The organism is Bacillus sp. T2.9-1 (assembly GCF_950097965.1).
GTDB lineage: Bacteria > Bacillota > Bacilli > Bacillales > Cytobacillaceae > Niallia > Niallia hominis.
In genome coordinates this window covers 15657-31223 of record NZ_CATNHG010000110.1, presented here as the reverse complement: position 1 = coordinate 31223, position 15567 = coordinate 15657, and the positions used below count along the sequence as shown (strand labels likewise).

The 15567-nt window shown below is 36.3% G+C and carries 16 protein-coding genes and 3 pseudogenes; 15 read left to right on the top strand and 4 right to left on the bottom strand.

What is annotated here, in order from left to right:
* The first annotated feature begins 459 nt into the window (after window positions 1-459).
* The 6 genes from QQZ16_RS16690 (at window position 460) to QQZ16_RS16665 (ending at window position 4384) form a co-directional block, all read left to right on the top strand.
* Window positions 460-762, top strand: a complete 303-nt coding sequence (locus QQZ16_RS16690) for an N-acetylmuramoyl-L-alanine amidase family protein (RefSeq protein WP_017697717.1) — start codon at window positions 460-462, stop codon at window positions 760-762.
* A complete protein-coding gene (locus QQZ16_RS16685; protein WP_284561531.1) occupies window positions 695-1729 on the top strand; it encodes a spore germination protein in 1035 nt (344 codons plus the stop codon). Before QQZ16_RS16690 ends, QQZ16_RS16685 begins: the two co-directional genes overlap by 68 nt.
* Before the next feature lie 14 nt (window positions 1730-1743).
* A complete protein-coding gene (locus QQZ16_RS16680) occupies window positions 1744-2277 on the top strand; it encodes a Ger(x)C family spore germination protein (protein WP_284561530.1) in 534 nt (177 codons plus the stop codon).
* Window positions 2278-2301: 24 nt separating this feature from the next.
* Window positions 2302-2889: a Ger(x)C family spore germination C-terminal domain-containing protein gene (locus QQZ16_RS16675; protein ID WP_342395202.1), complete on the top strand. Its 588-nt coding sequence runs from the start codon at window positions 2302-2304 to the stop codon at window positions 2887-2889.
* 432 nt (window positions 2890-3321) lie between these two features.
* Window positions 3322-3837 (top strand): hypothetical protein, encoded by a 516-nt coding sequence (locus QQZ16_RS16670; protein WP_235252822.1) that lies wholly within the window; start codon window positions 3322-3324, stop codon window positions 3835-3837.
* Between the two features lie 106 nt (window positions 3838-3943).
* Window positions 3944-4384: a hypothetical protein gene (locus QQZ16_RS16665; RefSeq protein ID WP_414826748.1), complete on the top strand. Its 441-nt coding sequence runs from the start codon at window positions 3944-3946 to the stop codon at window positions 4382-4384.
* Between the two features lie 792 nt (window positions 4385-5176).
* Here the strand turns inward: QQZ16_RS16665 and QQZ16_RS16660 are convergent.
* From QQZ16_RS16660 to QQZ16_RS16650, 4 genes and pseudogenes are all read right to left on the bottom strand, one after another.
* Window positions 5177-5302: pseudogene (locus tag QQZ16_RS16660) on the bottom strand (DUF1657 domain-containing protein); the annotation flags it as partial.
* A gap of 136 nt (window positions 5303-5438) precedes the next feature.
* Window positions 5439-5594: a hypothetical protein gene (locus QQZ16_RS23180; protein WP_325949652.1), complete on the bottom strand. Its 156-nt coding sequence runs from the start codon at window positions 5592-5594 to the stop codon at window positions 5439-5441.
* Window positions 5595-5866: 272 nt separating this feature from the next.
* Window positions 5867-6091 (bottom strand): annotated as a pseudogene (locus QQZ16_RS16655) (S8 family serine peptidase); the annotation flags it as partial.
* 85 nt (window positions 6092-6176) lie between these two features.
* A complete protein-coding gene (locus QQZ16_RS16650; RefSeq protein ID WP_284561529.1) occupies window positions 6177-7514 on the bottom strand; it encodes an ISLre2 family transposase in 1338 nt (445 codons plus the stop codon).
* A gap of 191 nt (window positions 7515-7705) precedes the next feature.
* Between QQZ16_RS16650 and QQZ16_RS16645 the strand changes: the two are divergent.
* From QQZ16_RS16645 to QQZ16_RS16605, 9 genes and pseudogenes are all read left to right on the top strand, one after another.
* Window positions 7706-7876, top strand: a pseudogene (locus QQZ16_RS16645) (cell wall hydrolase); the annotation flags it as partial.
* A 208-nt stretch (window positions 7877-8084) separates the two neighbouring features.
* Window positions 8085-8486, top strand: coding sequence for a collagen-like protein (locus QQZ16_RS16640; RefSeq protein WP_235252415.1), 402 nt, complete (start codon window positions 8085-8087; stop codon window positions 8484-8486).
* Window positions 8487-8722: 236 nt separating this feature from the next.
* Window positions 8723-9577, top strand: coding sequence for a protein-glutamine gamma-glutamyltransferase (locus tag QQZ16_RS16635; protein WP_035416681.1), 855 nt, complete (start codon window positions 8723-8725; stop codon window positions 9575-9577).
* A gap of 131 nt (window positions 9578-9708) precedes the next feature.
* A complete protein-coding gene (locus QQZ16_RS16630) occupies window positions 9709-9921 on the top strand; it encodes a YjcZ family sporulation protein (protein ID WP_031539391.1) in 213 nt (70 codons plus the stop codon).
* Window positions 9922-10244: 323 nt separating this feature from the next.
* Window positions 10245-11246, top strand: coding sequence for a MerR family transcriptional regulator (locus tag QQZ16_RS16625; protein WP_235252416.1), 1002 nt, complete (start codon window positions 10245-10247; stop codon window positions 11244-11246).
* Between the two features lie 233 nt (window positions 11247-11479).
* On the top strand, window positions 11480-12235 hold the full coding sequence (locus QQZ16_RS16620) for an exodeoxyribonuclease III (protein ID WP_031539388.1): 756 nt from the start codon (window positions 11480-11482) through the stop codon (window positions 12233-12235).
* Between the two features lie 180 nt (window positions 12236-12415).
* Window positions 12416-13390: a ring-cleaving dioxygenase gene (locus QQZ16_RS16615; RefSeq protein ID WP_235252417.1), complete on the top strand. Its 975-nt coding sequence runs from the start codon at window positions 12416-12418 to the stop codon at window positions 13388-13390.
* 73 nt (window positions 13391-13463) lie between these two features.
* Window positions 13464-14264: a Cof-type HAD-IIB family hydrolase gene (locus tag QQZ16_RS16610; protein ID WP_031539386.1), complete on the top strand. Its 801-nt coding sequence runs from the start codon at window positions 13464-13466 to the stop codon at window positions 14262-14264.
* A 98-nt stretch (window positions 14265-14362) separates the two neighbouring features.
* Window positions 14363-15421 (top strand): undecaprenyldiphospho-muramoylpentapeptide beta-N-acetylglucosaminyltransferase, encoded by a 1059-nt coding sequence (locus QQZ16_RS16605; protein WP_031539385.1) that lies wholly within the window; start codon window positions 14363-14365, stop codon window positions 15419-15421.
* The last annotated feature ends 146 nt before the right edge of the window (window positions 15422-15567 follow it).

Sequence of the window (15567 nt, the reverse complement as noted above, 5' to 3'; positions counted from 1 at the left end):
AGTATACCTCTAATAATGGATCTCCCCGCAATAGAAGCATCAATCCCCCATACGGATGGAAAGGGGATACTAACTTTGGCTGTCTTTGGAATTTTCAAAATTAACCTCTCCTTGATTATTTTATGTATGGATTGAGTTGTATTTAATCATAATCCTGTAGTAATGATACAGTATATGCACAGAGAATCACTTAGGTGTTTTGTTAAGAAAGAAGCATCAATAATCAATCAGCCTACTGTCTAGATGAACAAGAGTTTGCCTGACCCACGAAAAATATGGAACATTAATTGCTGCTCATACATATGGTCTCGCATTTGGAAAATTTCTTAGCTTTAAAATAAATCATCTGATTCAATGAAATGTAATGCCTATCATCACCTATTTTTATATGTATCTCAGACGAATTCCTATACCTCCGTTACTCTTCGATCATATTTTATTTGTACGAGGTGGTGTAAAATGTTTAAATTATATTTAGATCCTGGTCACGGGAGAATGGACCCAGGAGCTATTGGCAATGGGATGCAGGAAAAAGAAATTACCTTAAATATTTCCCATAGCATCCGAAATCTCTTGGAAAACCATTATGAAGGCCTGCAAATTAAAATGAGTAGAACAGCAGATATTACGCGCAGCTTGAAAGAACGTACAGATGATGCGAATGCTTTCGGTACGGGGGCCAAAGGATGGATTTGTGGAAGAAGTGGGAGTCAATGTGGCGTTAATTCGGAAACGAATCAAATCAACCAGCATGGTTTATGAAACGAAAAAAGTAGGCGTTCGCACGAAAACAACCGTTGCAATTCTTTACATGCGTGACATTGTTGATCCTAAGATTGTTCAAGATGTAAAGAATAAATTAGATGATCTTCACATTGACAGAGCGTTTAGCGCCACTCAGCTAGAAGAATTAATGGAACCGACAAAAGCATTGTTTCCTTTGATGGGGTATACAGGCAGAGCAGACTTTACCGTGAACTGTATGCTCAATGGGCGTGTAGCGTTGATTGTGGATGGTACACCGGCTGCGTTGATTGCGCCTGCCAATTTATTTTTGCTTGTGAAAGCACCCGAAGATATCCACTTTACTGCTTTGGCAGCTACATTTGGTCAAACGCTTCGTTTACTTGGCTTGTCCGTATCGCTACTGCTTCCTGCATTTTTTGTTGCCATTCTTTCCTATCATCAAGATCAGCTGCCCTATTATCTACTTGCCACTTTGGGGATTAACCCGTTGGGAATCCCTTTTGATGTGGCAGTTGAAATGTTTATTGCACTTCTCTTCTTAGAAATCCTGCGGGAAGCTGGTATCCGATTGCCTTCTGCGGTCGGCTCCACGGTAACGGTTGTAGGAGGACTTATCCTGGGGGATGCGGCCATTCGTGCTGGATTCTTATCCCCAGGTATCGTTGTCATCGGAGCAATTACACAAATCTTTGGTTCAACTTTATCGAGCCTATCATTGGCTGGAACGATTAGTACCTTACGCTTTTTTCTTTTCATTCTGTCTGCCACGCTTGGCATTTATGGCTTCTTTCTTGGATTATTTATTGTGCTCAGCCATTTAGCCTCATTGCGTTCATGCGGCTTGCCTTACTTGGCCCCAATATCACCTCCATTTAAAGACTTGGCCAACGCTTTGTTTCGATTACCTTGGCCATGGCGAAACACTCGACCGGACATGTTGAAGACACGAGATTCTACAAGGCAAGGGGACAGGCATAAATGAGGAGATATAAAAGTATGGTTTCACTTTTCCTTCTTCTCACCCTTACCGGTTGCTGGAGCAGATATGAAGTGCAAAACATGAACTATGCTACGGCTGTTGGAATAGACTATGTCGATGGCCAATACACCTTGTATGTGCAATTGCTTGATTTCTCGACAGTGGCCAAGCTGGAGGGACAGCAAAAAGCGGAGCAGCCCCCGGTTTGGGTGGGCAAGGGCGAAGGTTCCTCGTTTACGGAGGCGGCAAATGATTTGTACAGTACATCACAACAACGCTTAAACTTGGGACAAATCTCTGCCATTTTGTTCAGCGAGAGATTGATGAAGGAAAACAAAGTCGGAGAAGTGCTGGAATTGATCAACCGTTATCGTGAAATAAGGTACTTGGCCTGGCTGTTTAGCACAAGAGAGCCTCCTGAAGAAATCTTGCTGGTAACCCCATTTTTTAGATTATCGCCAAATGCATCCATTCTTCACAATCCCGAGCAAAATTTCAGACAGCGTTCTATCCTTGCTCCGGTCCGCCTGCAACAATTTGTACTGGACTAAAACGAAAAGGCCAGAACCAGTTATATACCGGAATTATCGCTTCGCAAAGGTCAATGGCAGGAAAGTAATAAACCAAAAGAGCTGCTTAGATATTCTGGCATACATGTATATGATCTACACAATTATTATGGACGAATGGATCTTAAGGATTTGTCGGGAATGCCCTGGCTAAGTACTCACACGATCCGAGTACCTCTTGATTTGTTTGCCGAAGAAAAGCTTGCGGCTGTTCTTGTCGCAGAAAAACCCAAATATGAAGTGACTCCTATTGTGAAATTGAACAAGGCGTATTTCGATATTTCAGTAAAAGTGAAGGCAGGGATCAATGAATTGCATACGGACCTTACCGAAAAGGAACTCACACAAATGGCTCAGGAAAAAATAGAGGAGCAAATCCGCAAAACGTATCAAACTGCTTTTAAAGAGGGTATAGATATTTACAATTTGGGCGAATCTTTGTATCGCAAACATCCACATCAATGGAAGAGCATTGCCACAGGAAAACAGCAACTCGTTTTAAACCAAGATTCCCTGCGCCATGTAAAGGTTGAGGTGAATAATGTTTACCCTGGAAGATATAAATTACATGAACATGGTGAATCCACCTCGTGATTCTGGCAAGTGAAATTATTAACTCACCTTGCTTCTTCTGCTTAGCGTTGGGGAAGCAAGGTTTTTGTTTCCCAAAAATAGTTTAACGTTGTAAATCCGCATTTTCCTGACGGAACCCCTTCAGGTTTTTATCAAGTTCCTCAGCTTACCTGCTCTTTATCTGTTTGTTAAGAACGTTTTAAAAATGCCTGTATACTTTTAACACCGGCCTTGTTTGCAAAGGAAAATTATACTTGCAGAATGCAACATATTTATCCGTTTGGAAAGAAAACAAAATTTATTTTGTTAAATGAGACAAATGCCTAGTCTAGGGACATAAGTGAAACATACCATAGAATTGTAAATTGGTTTTAAAAGGTATTTAACCTCATTTAACACGCGATATTGCTTCTTTTTTTAGAAGTGAAAAAATTTAAAAAGGGTGATAAAAAAATGGAAGCCCAAACGGAAAACTATAAATATTTATTGGGATGGTGTACCGACATTTATGTTCATTGGGAAAGTGTGAAACCGAAGTTCTCAAAACTCTTTGACTTAAGAACTTTAGAGGAATGGGAAGAGACATGGCGTAATTTAATGAGTAAATTACAAAAAAATTTAACAGTAGACTCTGAGGACTTTGAGACAGCTACAAGTCTGTATGAACAGTGGGAGGTGCTATACAAAGAAGCACATCCAAATCTAGAGGGTAATGAATCCGATGAGAGAGAAAATTCGGATCAGGATTTGAAAAGTGAAACATTAATGGCAATAAAGCCTTTTGTTGATTATGGTCTAAAAGAAGTTGCTCTTACTTCCTATGAACATGCGCTAACTGAAATTGCCGCAATGGCCTACCTTCTGGGAAAAGGCTTTGATCAACAAACAGCTTATAAAACCGTTGAATCTTGGGAAGTAAATGAAATGTTCGAAACCGAATATGGAAGATTCAAAATGAATAAATATTAAAATAATTTATTAGACTTTCTTTCTTTTTTTAACACTCTGATGTATAGATAGAAATTAAACTTTAAACTCTTGTATTTATGATTATTACGAAACGAGGAATCAACTTTTGCAAACTGCACAGAAACTCATGGTTAGTATACCTTTTCCATCAAAATGGGGTATTTCGGCTTCTATAGCCGGTCGACCCATTATTTGGGGAGTACTCATCATTAATTCTATTACAGGTAATAATAAAGTATCTGGTACAATTAATTTTCGTGGTACACCTATTCAAATTAATGGGTATTGGGAAGAAAACACCAAACAAATAAGTTTTGATTCACCATATGCCTCATTTTTTGGTAACTTAACTATATTTGATGATCCCTCGATTAGAATTCGTCATTTCGTTTTAAGTGGACGGTTTATTATGAAACCTCCCTCTTTGCTTGCAGGTGAGTACGGAACTTGGATTGCTACAACTGATACAACACTCACTGAACCTCCTATATATCAGAACGGCGTTCCTCCTGCCGGAGTCTTTTTAACATCAGATATCCTGTACTAAATCACTACCCTCCCGTTACACTATGGTAAGATATCTTTATATATATCACATATATTAGGCGCACTAGTCCGTTAATCCACTTGAATAAATTATTTTTGTGTCACCCCGAATAATACTCTTTTTTTAGATTATGGTAATGGTTTCACATCAACCGGTTTTTAAATAGTATTTAGGAATGGATTCATTTTGACAATCGATTGTCCCCTTATCCATAAAGCCGATTATTTCTCGTTAGTTGAGGAAAAATCGGCTTTATTCATGACGAATTATGCTTAGCGTATGTTTTAAGCGCTTTTTGTTAGTGGGATCCCTTATATATAAAATAGCCTTATAATCAAAACGGTTGCTATATTTCATTGCTAAAAACTTTTATTGATTCCAAATTCTCTTTAAATCTAATAGAACGAATACCTTATTCCCATGTATCTCCCTATGTATGATAGGATTTGAAAAGCATTGATCTAAACTTAACCCTTCTTTTTTATGCCTAGCTCTTATAAAGTCTTCGGGTAATCGCATAACACTTGCTCCTTTTATATTTTTTATAAAATAACTCTTGGTAAGAAAGCTTAGTTTTTATTCGCTCTCTGTAATATACCAAGAATGTTGCGACATAAAGCTTAGAATTGTAATTTTTACGAACGTGTGCTTCAGTTATTTTTTTTTATGAGACTGGGCTTGTTTGTTTTGTTGTCTTACTTGTTGTTCATTATTTTTGCTTGTAAACTCATTTCCTTATTGATTTTGTGCTCCTTGCGTACTGCCTTGGGAAGCTTGGCTTCCATCTTGGGCTTATTGCGGTTCTTCTTGTTCGATTTGTTGAACGCGTGGTTCAACGCTGTGTAGAACGGATTGAGTTTGTAGCCTCTTGGTAAAGCTGCTTAGCTTGTTGATTGCAAATGTTTCGAAGCTAGCCCTGTCTTTGCGTCATTTTTTACTGTTATAAATAACGCCGCCTTTAATTTTTACTTTATTAGAATGATGTATAAGAATATTTTTTATAACTTCCAATTTTATCCTGATTTTAAATGACCAAAAACCCACAGTTATGTAATTATATGCCCAATAAGAGAGAACGTGTCGATTTATTTTTTAGAATCAAGAACTCTATCCCCAACATGAGAAGCGTCCACAATCCGATGGCATATAAAAAGTGAAAAATCCCTACCTTATTTTCATAAATGGTATTTCCTAAAAAATCTCCAAGCACTAATACAAAACCTAAGTGAAACGGGGTTAACTAAGAGATTGATGTTCTACCGGTTATGATAATGATAAAAAATAAGGTGACAAAACCTACTATGACTTTGATTGTCAGTAAACCCAAAAAAACTTCACCCAAAATATATTCCTCCATTTTATATTTCACTCGATTTCAAAAATCCTCATGTTTTAAAATATTTATATTACAACATGTTAATTAAAATCAGAAAGATAAATAATACCGGTTTTTTCAACTTATAATAATGGAGAAAGCACGCGAGCACCCATTGCTTTTATAGGCATTATTTTGTTATACCAAGTGATGCCTGCAACACCTTCATGGTTGTTTGTTTCCGATGCAATGATTCCTGCTACATGGGTGCCATGCCCGTTGTCATCATCAGGGAAATTATTATTCAACAGTACATTATAACCATTTGTAATTCGTCTTCTCAAATCAGGATGGTCCAGAGATTGAGTCAAGTTTTTGTGGGAGTTTTTTATAGCTCCCTTTTTATAAAGTAAAACTTCTAATTTTGTATCCGTTTTCTAAATGTTTTCTTTTATCAAAATTTCGTTTTTTTCTTTTTTAAAAACCTTTTAATCCCTGTAAGGCAAAGTGAACGGGTTTTCCAATCACCTGATTTAAGTATGGCATGTTCTGACGTACGGTTTCTGTCACTAATTTTGTGGATATTTTTCTTTTCGGTCGATGCTCTTTCTTTGATTTTTCCGTGGCTTTTTCCCATTTTCCATATATCGTTTGGATAGATAGATCATCCTTCAACCCAATCCACAAACGTGCCATGCTCATGACGCCTTTTTTGCTCCATGCTCTTCTATTTTTTAATCGTTTGGCTAATTGATTCATCATTGCTTCTGCACTTCCCATTGGTCGATACGCTGTCGTGTCCACGCCTTTCTCCTGTAACCAACTACGATAATCTTTTATGGTTTCCTGATGATGCGTTAAAAAGGCGAGGAAATGCGCTAGTTTTTCTTCTTCTTCTGGTGTATCCATTGTTCCTACTGCACTATTCAACTCTAGAAGTAATGTTTCTACCTGGTAGTTTTTTAACGCTCTTCTCATGTAGCGGAATCGGGGATGGCTCTTCATTAGCTGTTTCATCGAACGAGCGACATGAAAACGATCCATAGTGAAAAAGGCCCGTTCCCGAAAATACTCCCGACATGCCGTTATCCAGCCTGCTCCATCGCCATTAATAATAAGCAAGGTTTGGGTTGGATCATACGCATAATGATTCTGTAAGAATGTTTCAAAAGCTTCCCAAAAGGGTTCTTTTCCTTCATAGAGAAAATGCCTTTTATTTCGGAGCCTGACTCGCTTTCCGTTTTCTTTCCATCCCTCATGTACAGCGGCGAATTTCAACTCCCATCCACGCTTTTTCTTTTCTTGACTCTTCACATATAATCCATCTACTTCGACAAACAATACCTTTTGAAAAGGGCGTTTTTCCTTAGCGGGAAGTACGCTTGTATGAAGAAGATGTTGCCGTAATGCTTCATGGCTCATCGCCGAATAGCCTAAAAATTGTTCGAACGTTTCCACCGCCTTTCGATAGGAGGAGCCATTCGTCGCTAGTTCTAACCCCCATTCTTCTAGTAGTGGACTAAATCCCTTATTCCCCTGAAACTGTAAATAGTGATCTAATAGACAAATATATTTTTTGGTCACACGATCGAAATAATAATTACGCTTCAGCTCCACTGCTCCAAACGCTGTATCTACTCGTATTTCTCGTTTATCTCGTAAAGCAAATCTTCTTTTGTCTCGTTGCTGAGCAATCTCTAGATCCCAATTTTCTAATGTTTGAACAAGGATTTCTTGAAAGGTCATTTGTAGTGTTCGAAATAAAGTTTTTTCCAATTCTTTTAATGATGGTAATTTTATGTTACATTCATTCATGAGAGCCTCTCCTTTTCGTAGTGTTCTAGGCAAACTCTACTTTACAAAAGGAAGCTCTCTTTTTTAATACTTAATTTTTTCCAGCTACCGCGCTTTCGCTTGGTGGCCTTTTTGTCTAGTTGGGGGACTCGTCCCCCAACTAGACAAAAAGGATATTTATTCTCCCACAAACATTTTACTCATACTCACTTCAAAATGTAAAATACTGGAGAGAACATCCGGCAAGATTTGCTTTATGGTACTTTAATCCTAGCGGAGCTTGTCCTCCAACATGGTATGACCAACCTTTTACCGGGCAATTTAAACAACACTGTTTTTATGAACCAAAGGCAGGAACATGTGAAAGTGTATATATAGGATGAGAACTTATGAATAAGCTAAAAACATGCATGGCTTAATTTTGCATCTTTTTAGCTTTTTTTATTGGAATATATGACTAAACACATATTGGTAGTTGCAAAAAATTTTCTGTAGATTGGGCGGTCCTTAATACAGCGAATAAGCTTCACAAAATACAGGAAAACATACAATACTTTAGAGATTTATTAAATATAAGGTGGTTATGTTTGAATGTCTAATCATGAAGTTTATCCTGCTATAAACGCTAATCAACAATTAGAGAGACAATTTCTGAATTTCCTTATTCCATCTCCTCCAGGACCTGGATTTGGAGGAGCTCCAGCTTTTCCTGGTATTCCAGGACCTGGATTTCAGCCTTCCCAAGCTCCAACGGCTCCTCCTCCACCATTTACTCCTCAACAAGCCGTTGCTTCACCGTTTGCTATTGATCCAGGTGCAATTAGCTTATGTATGTTTCGTAATACCTTTATTTGGCTAAGTAATGGTCAAGGATTTTGGGTTTATCCTATTATAATAGGTCCTAGATCTGTCGCTGGCTTCAGATGGAATGGAAGATTTTGGGTTATATTTGGTATTGACACAAGAAGAATTGTTTCGTTTACATGTTTCTAAATAACATTTTTTAGGTGATGCTTGAAAGAAGTATCACCTTATTTTTATTTAGGATTTATTTTTCATTAAATAAAATAGAATGAATATAGCAAAAATTAATGGAAGAATTTACTTCATTTAAATCTAAAACTGCAATTTGCCACTCAATATGCAATTACCATTACATTTTTAAGAGGTAAAGAGAATACCTTAGATTTATACCCACCAGAAGAAAAAAAGTGTGAATGGAGGAGCAAATGATACAAATAGCAGGAACAACCTTTCAACCTCAAGATAATTGGCCATTGGAGCACATGGAAAAAGCTATCTTGCAGTATATGCATGATGATCATAACATCTTTTCTTATCCTTCTTTAGAGGAGTTGCAGTTCGAAATTAGAATGCGCAAAAATATCATTAATGGAGCAAAAGAAATGAATGAAACTGAGGCTCAGTTTACAATTTTCGAGCAAGCACGGTGCAATCCTGCTTATTGGCAATTAACGATAGCTGGTGGGTTTTTGCTGAGATCAGATGTGCAACCATCTGATGCCATTATGGATATTTATAAGAACAGTTCGCTATATGCGTTTGAATGCGCAACTGCTTCTGTCATAGTTTATTACTATGCTACATTACAGACTATCGGTAAAAATTTATTCAATGCTTATTTTCAAAATCTTTATCTTTACAGTTGGCATGTGGATACTGACCTCGGTCTAGTTACGTTTCATTCAAGTAGTTTTTTACCTGGTGACATTGTTTACTTTGAAAATCCAGACTTTGATTTAACAACACCTTGGTTTAGAGGATTAAATGCTATTATGCTTGAAGATGGGAGATTTTTCGGGCATGGCTTTTCCATAAAGACGAATCAAGAAATCACTCAGGTACTTAATAAAAGGAGAATACCGGGAAGTAATCGTTCTGCTGTCCTGACAAGTTTGGTGACAAGACCATCATTTACCAAATTATCAAGATTAGCAAAAGGGCAAACGAGAAGTATTGCTTTCAAACCCCAACTACCCGTTGTGCATCATAATTACAGTTCCATATCCACTCAAAGATATCAGAAATATCTACTACATTTGGGATATCTGTTCAAAGGCTGATTCAGTTTTTCAATTCCGTAAATATCATGTTCATGAATGGGTACATACCCATTTTTTAATAGACGGGCTCCATTTTCATTTTTGAGAGTATCATGTAGTGATAACCTAACTATAAGAAAGGATGAATGAAAATGTATGCTAACGTAAATGCATCTCCAACTCAAGGTGCGAATGTTCCACCTCAGCCTAACACGTCGCCTGCTTTTTTTATGAATGCTCCATCTTTCCCTACCTACACAGCACCTGCTTACAGTTATTGTGGGCCAACATATCAAAAGAATGACTTTGTTTTAGTTGTCGTGTTGTTTATTTTATTAATCATTGTGGGAGCTTGTATTTGTTAATAATGTCTCCGTGTTATATTCACAATTTAAGCAGTTTTATCCCTAATAAATTCACATAAACAATATTAAATTTTTTTGAAACGAACTAGATAGACGATGCTAACAATCGCTAACATCGTCTTTATTTATGTAAATAAACAGGAAATTGACTATAAAAAAAGTTGACACTAAAGAATGAATAAATGTCATTTTAACGATTATACGTTTGGATATAAACGAGTATGCGCCTTCCTTAACAACGGAGGGCTTTTTTCTGTCTACAAGTAACTTCTTTTTAATGTCATCCGAACATGATATATTTAAGTCGTTATTGGAGTGTTCTTGTGAATGAATTACTACAAGGAATTTTGGGAAAATCTTTGAATAGTAGGGAAACAAGGAACATTTCAAAAATATTTATTGACTATCCCCTTGGGTGTCAGATTAAGCTTATTTTGAGAGGTGATAGTATGTTAATTAATGAAGCAAGTAAATTATCAAATTTGACTAAAAAAGCTATTGAATATTATATAGAACAAAAATTGATATGTCCTAAAATATTGGATAATGGTTACCGTGATTTTAATGAAAATGATCTAAATTGTTTAAGGAAAATTTATGTTTTACGAAAACTGGGGCTTAGCACATTAGAAATTAAGTTAGTCCTTGCCGATAAAACAAATAACACATTACAAAAGATATCCGTACAGAAAGAAATAGCTATACAGAGGGATCAAGAGAAAAAATCTCTTCTGGAACAACTAAGCTTTGATAAAGATTATTCTGATATAAGCAAGGAACTAAGAACATTAGAACAGCATGCAACTGTAACAGAAAAGATATTGGAGGCATTTCCGGACTACTATGGTCGATTTATTTGCATGCATTTTGCACGTTTTTTGAACGAGCCTATCACAACTTCTGTGCAGCAGTCGGCGTATGAAGAAATAATATCGTTTTTAGATAATGTGCCTACATTACCATTAACAAAGGACTTAAAATTGTTCTTATTAGAAAGTACAAAAGATGTAAAAACAGATAATATTCATGAATTGTTGGAAAGAACAAAACAATCTTTTGAAAATCCTACTATATTTTTAACAGAAAACAAGGAAGCAATTGAGCGATACTTGGAGTACAAAAAATCCGAGCAATACAAGAATTCTCCCATTTATAAAATTCATCATATATTTAAGGAGTTTAATAAAGCTAGTGGTTATTATGAAGTATTTATTCCCGCAATGAAAAAATTAAGTAATTCTTACGCAGCATATTGTAAACAGATGGAATTAGCTAACGAAACATTATTGTTACACTATCCAGAATACAATCAATTAAATAACTAAGCGCTAATCTCCCTTTATGGTTAGAAGTTTGAATTGTTATGAAGAAAATAGAGTAGTTCCACTATTAGGTATTGGGTAGGGAAAGATGCATAGGACATTCCTACTTATTTAAATTATTTAGAGATAAGCTCGTAAATTTAACAGCCTTTTCTTCCAAGATATAATCCTTTAACGAACACCCATTTCATGATACTCTTATTAATTAGAAGATTGATATAGTTAGGAGTATTTTTATGAAATTAGTAACTTGGAATGTTAATGGAATTAGAGCCTGTGTTAAAAAAGGCTTTTTGGATTTTTTTCAGCAAATAGATGCAGATATCTTTTGTCTTCAAGAAACAAAGCTGCAAGAAGGACAAATAAAATTAGAATTAGAAGGCTACCATCAATTTTGGAATTATGCTGAAAGAAAGGGCTATTCAGGAACAGCTGTTTTTACTAAAGAAAAGCCTCTTTCTGTCCAATATGGCATTGGAGAAGACTTTGAAGAATTAGAGGGGAGAGCTATTACTTTAGAGTTCGAAAACTTTTTCCTATTGAATGTATATACACCAAATTCAAAGCGAGATTTAAGCAGATTATCCTATCGAGTAGAATGGGAAAAACAACTAAAGCAATATATTACATCACTAGAAGCAATGAAGCCGGTGATTTATTGTGGCGATTTAAATGTAGCTCACCAAGAAATCGACTTAAAAAACCCGAAGCCTAATATTGGGAATTCCGGCTTTACAACAGAGGAAAGAGGGGAAATGACTAGCTTACTACAATTAGGTTTTGTAGATAGTTTTAGATATTTATACCCTGAACGAACAGATGTGTACACATGGTGGAGCTATATGGCAAAGGTAAGAGAAAAAAATATTGGGTGGAGAATTGACTATTTTATCGTCTCCAATCAATTAATAGACAATATCACTGATGTAAATATCCATTGTGATGTATTGGGAAGCGATCATTGTCCCGTGCAACTTGATATACAAATATAATATAATGAAAGGGCATCATTTTCGCTAACATTCTAAAGAAGAAAAAAATTCTTAGAATGAAAAGCAGATGCCTTTTTTCGCTTTGAGTAAATTTCCTATATCGAAAACTATTTCTTGGTTACAAATGCTTAAGTATTGGATTTATATATCATCTATACATATTTTGAAGGAGGGACTTCTATGAATTTAAAAGGAATTCATCATGTTTCTGCTATGACAGCGAAAGCGAAAGAAAATTATGCCTTTTACACAAAGGTACTAGGATTACGTTTAATAAAGAAAACAGTCAATCAAGATAATCCTTCTGTCTATCATCTATTTTATGGAGACGAACAAGGAAATCCTGGAACAGAGCTCACGTTTTTTGAAATTCCCCATATGGCTCCTAACAGAGAAGGGGTAAGCAGCATTTCAGCAACCTCTTTGCGAGTGCCAAGTGATAAAGCGTTAGATTACTGGGTAAAACGTCTGGATGATTTTGGTGTCAACCATGGAGATATAACAGAAAGAGCTGGACGGCTGACATTGGAATTTAGGGACTTTGAGACACAACGATTTTTCCTTGTGTCAGATGAGCATGATCCCTTCGTTAAAGCAGGCAGTCCATGGGATAAAAGCTCAGTTCCAACTGAATTTGCAATCACAGGTCTTGGGCCAGTTCAATTAACGGTACGTCGTTCAGAGGCTACTGTTCGTGTATTAACCGATTTACTTGGCTTTCGCTTAAAAGATACCTATCCATCCACTTTCGAAAATCAGCCATCTATACAAGTATATGAGACAGGTGAGGGAGGTTCTGACGCGGAAATCCATCTAGAGGAACGAACCGATTTAAAAGTACAGCGACTAGGAAGAGGGGGCGTACATCATGTAGCCTTTCGTGCTGATAATGAGGATGAACTACACACTTGGATTGAAAAAATAAATGAAGCACGGTTCCAAAATTCAGGCTTCGTTGATCGATACTATTTTAAATCCCTTTATTTTAGAGAACCGAACGGAATCTTATTTGAGATTGCTACAGATGGACCTGGATTCGCTACAGATGAAGCTCTAGAACATTTGGGAGAATCACTTGCACTCCCACCATTTTTAGAGACTAAACGTGCAGACATAGAAGCTATATTAGAACCTTTAGATACAAGCAGTAAATAATCACAAAGAAAGGGAAAATATATGCTAAAATAAAGAAAGTATCATTGTTGGAATTGCTAGGGGGAAAAGAAAAATGAAATGTGTATCCATTGATTTAGATGGTACTTTATTAGATGACCATCATCAAATTTCAGAAGCAAATCGAAACGTTATCCAAAAATTAAAGGAGCATCATATTGATGTGATTTTAAATACAGGACGCCAATACGCAGATGTTATTAAAGTAGATGGCGTTAAAGAATTAGAGCTTCCGATTTTTTGCCTAAATGGCAGTATGATGTATGATGAAACAGGAAACCTGCTCTATGAAACACAAATTTCGCTTGAGTTATATCAAACCTTGCTCAAAGCATTACAAAGCCTAGAGGTTGGGGTGCTTGTCTATACGAATCAAGGTGGATTTCCAGGGACTTTGCCAATGCTTCGAGGGAAAGCTTGGGATGAGATTCAAGCACTTTTCGATCAACAAGATTATGAAGCGATTCTTCAATTAAAAGATGTTAAAATCTATAAATTAATCGCAGTTGTTGATGAAACACAATTGGATAAAATTGATAAAGTGAAAGAGGCTTTAAAAAAACATGATACAATTTCTTTCTCATCTTCTTTTCCAAATAACTGTGAAATCACGTCAAGTGAAGCACAAAAGGGAAAAGCGATTAGACGATATGAAAACTTGCGAAATCTTTCCTTTGATGAAGTTTATTCCTTTGGGGATGGCGGTAATGACGTAACCCAATTTGAAGTATCTACAAGATCTTTTGCGATGGAAAATGCTCCAGAAGAGATAAAAAAAAGAGCAAGCGATATTACAAAGAGCAACAACGAGAGTGGCGTAGCATATGCAATTGAAGAGATTCTGAAATTAGTGTAATCGTCATATACTAGATTAATGAAAAGCCAGATTCCTTATGGTAACATCTGGCTTTTTCGCTGCGAAAATGGATAAAAAGAATAGGAGTCTGATACATTTTGAAAAAAATTGTGTTTACTGGTGGGGGATCAGCTGGACATGTTACCCCTAATATTGCCATCATTAATGAGTTAAATAAACAAGATTGGGATATTTCCTATATCGGCAGCAAAGCAGGAATCGAAAAAGATTTAATTGAAAAGATTGATATTCCTTATCACTCGATTTCAAGTGGGAAGCTTCGAAGATATCTATCAAAAGAAAATGTCAAAGACATTTTTAAAGTATTAAAAGGCTGTTATGATGCAAGAAAAGTACTGAAAAAAATCAAACCAAATGTCGTATTTTCAAAGGGTGGATTTGTTTCCGTACCTGTTGTCATTGCAGCCCGTCAATTAAAGATACCTGTCATTCTTCATGAAAGTGATTTAACACCAGGATTAGCCAATAAATTATCTGTGCGATTTGCATCGAAAATCTTCACCTCTTTTGAAGAAACATTGCAATATCTTCCTACAGAAAAAAGTAAAGCGATAGGTTCTCCGATTCGAAAAGAAATACTCTCTGGTTCACAAGCGAAAGGGAAGCTATTTCTAGGCTTTACTAGTCAAAAACCGATTCTTACCGTTATGGGCGGGAGCCTCGGTGCAAAAAAAATAAATGAAGTCGTTCGTAATAATTTAGATACTCTATTGCAAACCTATCAAATCGTCCATCTATGTGGCAAAGGCAATCTTTCAGAAGAGCATGAAGGGATAAAAGGTTATAAGCAATTTGAGTATGTGTATGAGGAATTAGCTGATATCTTAGCAGCGACGGAGGTAGTCATTACAAGAGGCGGATCGAATTCTATCTTTGAATTTCTAGCATTACGGATACCCATGGTCATTATTCCGTTAACGAAACAGCAAAGTAGAGGCGATCAAATATTAAATGGCAAAGTCTTTACGGAAAATGGTTACTCCTATATGATAGAAGAAGAGTCGTTAACGAAAGACCATTTCCTTCATACCCTTAAAGAAATTCAACGCAACAGGGCGTTAATGATTGAAAAAATGCAACAGAACAAAAGCAAAAATGCGTTAGAGGAAATTATAAAAGAATTAAATCGTTATTAATATAAGCATATGTCAGGCTACAAGTAGAGTTTGCATGTTCAAATCTACCTGTAGCCTTTATTTATGGTCGCTTGATAATTTCTTCAGAAAAAGCCAAAATATATAAATGGGAATCGCTATATTAGCGCAAGGAAAGTAGGTAGAAA

Coding starts and splice junctions, on each gene's coding strand:
- QQZ16_RS16690 (WP_017697717.1), top strand. CDS start 460: ATGTTTAAATTATATTTAGATCCTGGTCACGGGAGAATGGACCCAGGA.
- QQZ16_RS16680 (WP_284561530.1), top strand. CDS start 1,744: ATGGTTTCACTTTTCCTTCTTCTCACCCTTACCGGTTGCTGGAGCAGA.
- QQZ16_RS16670 (WP_235252822.1), top strand. CDS start 3,322: ATGGAAGCCCAAACGGAAAACTATAAATATTTATTGGGATGGTGTACC.
- QQZ16_RS16650 (WP_284561529.1), bottom strand. CDS start 7,514: ATGAATGAATGTAACATAAAATTACCATCATTAAAAGAATTGGAAAAA.
- QQZ16_RS16640 (WP_235252415.1), top strand. CDS start 8,085: ATGTCTAATCATGAAGTTTATCCTGCTATAAACGCTAATCAACAATTA.
- QQZ16_RS16635 (WP_035416681.1), top strand. CDS start 8,723: ATGATACAAATAGCAGGAACAACCTTTCAACCTCAAGATAATTGGCCA.
- QQZ16_RS16630 (WP_031539391.1), top strand. CDS start 9,709: ATGTATGCTAACGTAAATGCATCTCCAACTCAAGGTGCGAATGTTCCA.
- QQZ16_RS16620 (WP_031539388.1), top strand. CDS start 11,480: ATGAAATTAGTAACTTGGAATGTTAATGGAATTAGAGCCTGTGTTAAA.
- QQZ16_RS16615 (WP_235252417.1), top strand. CDS start 12,416: ATGAATTTAAAAGGAATTCATCATGTTTCTGCTATGACAGCGAAAGCG.
- QQZ16_RS16610 (WP_031539386.1), top strand. CDS start 13,464: ATGAAATGTGTATCCATTGATTTAGATGGTACTTTATTAGATGACCAT.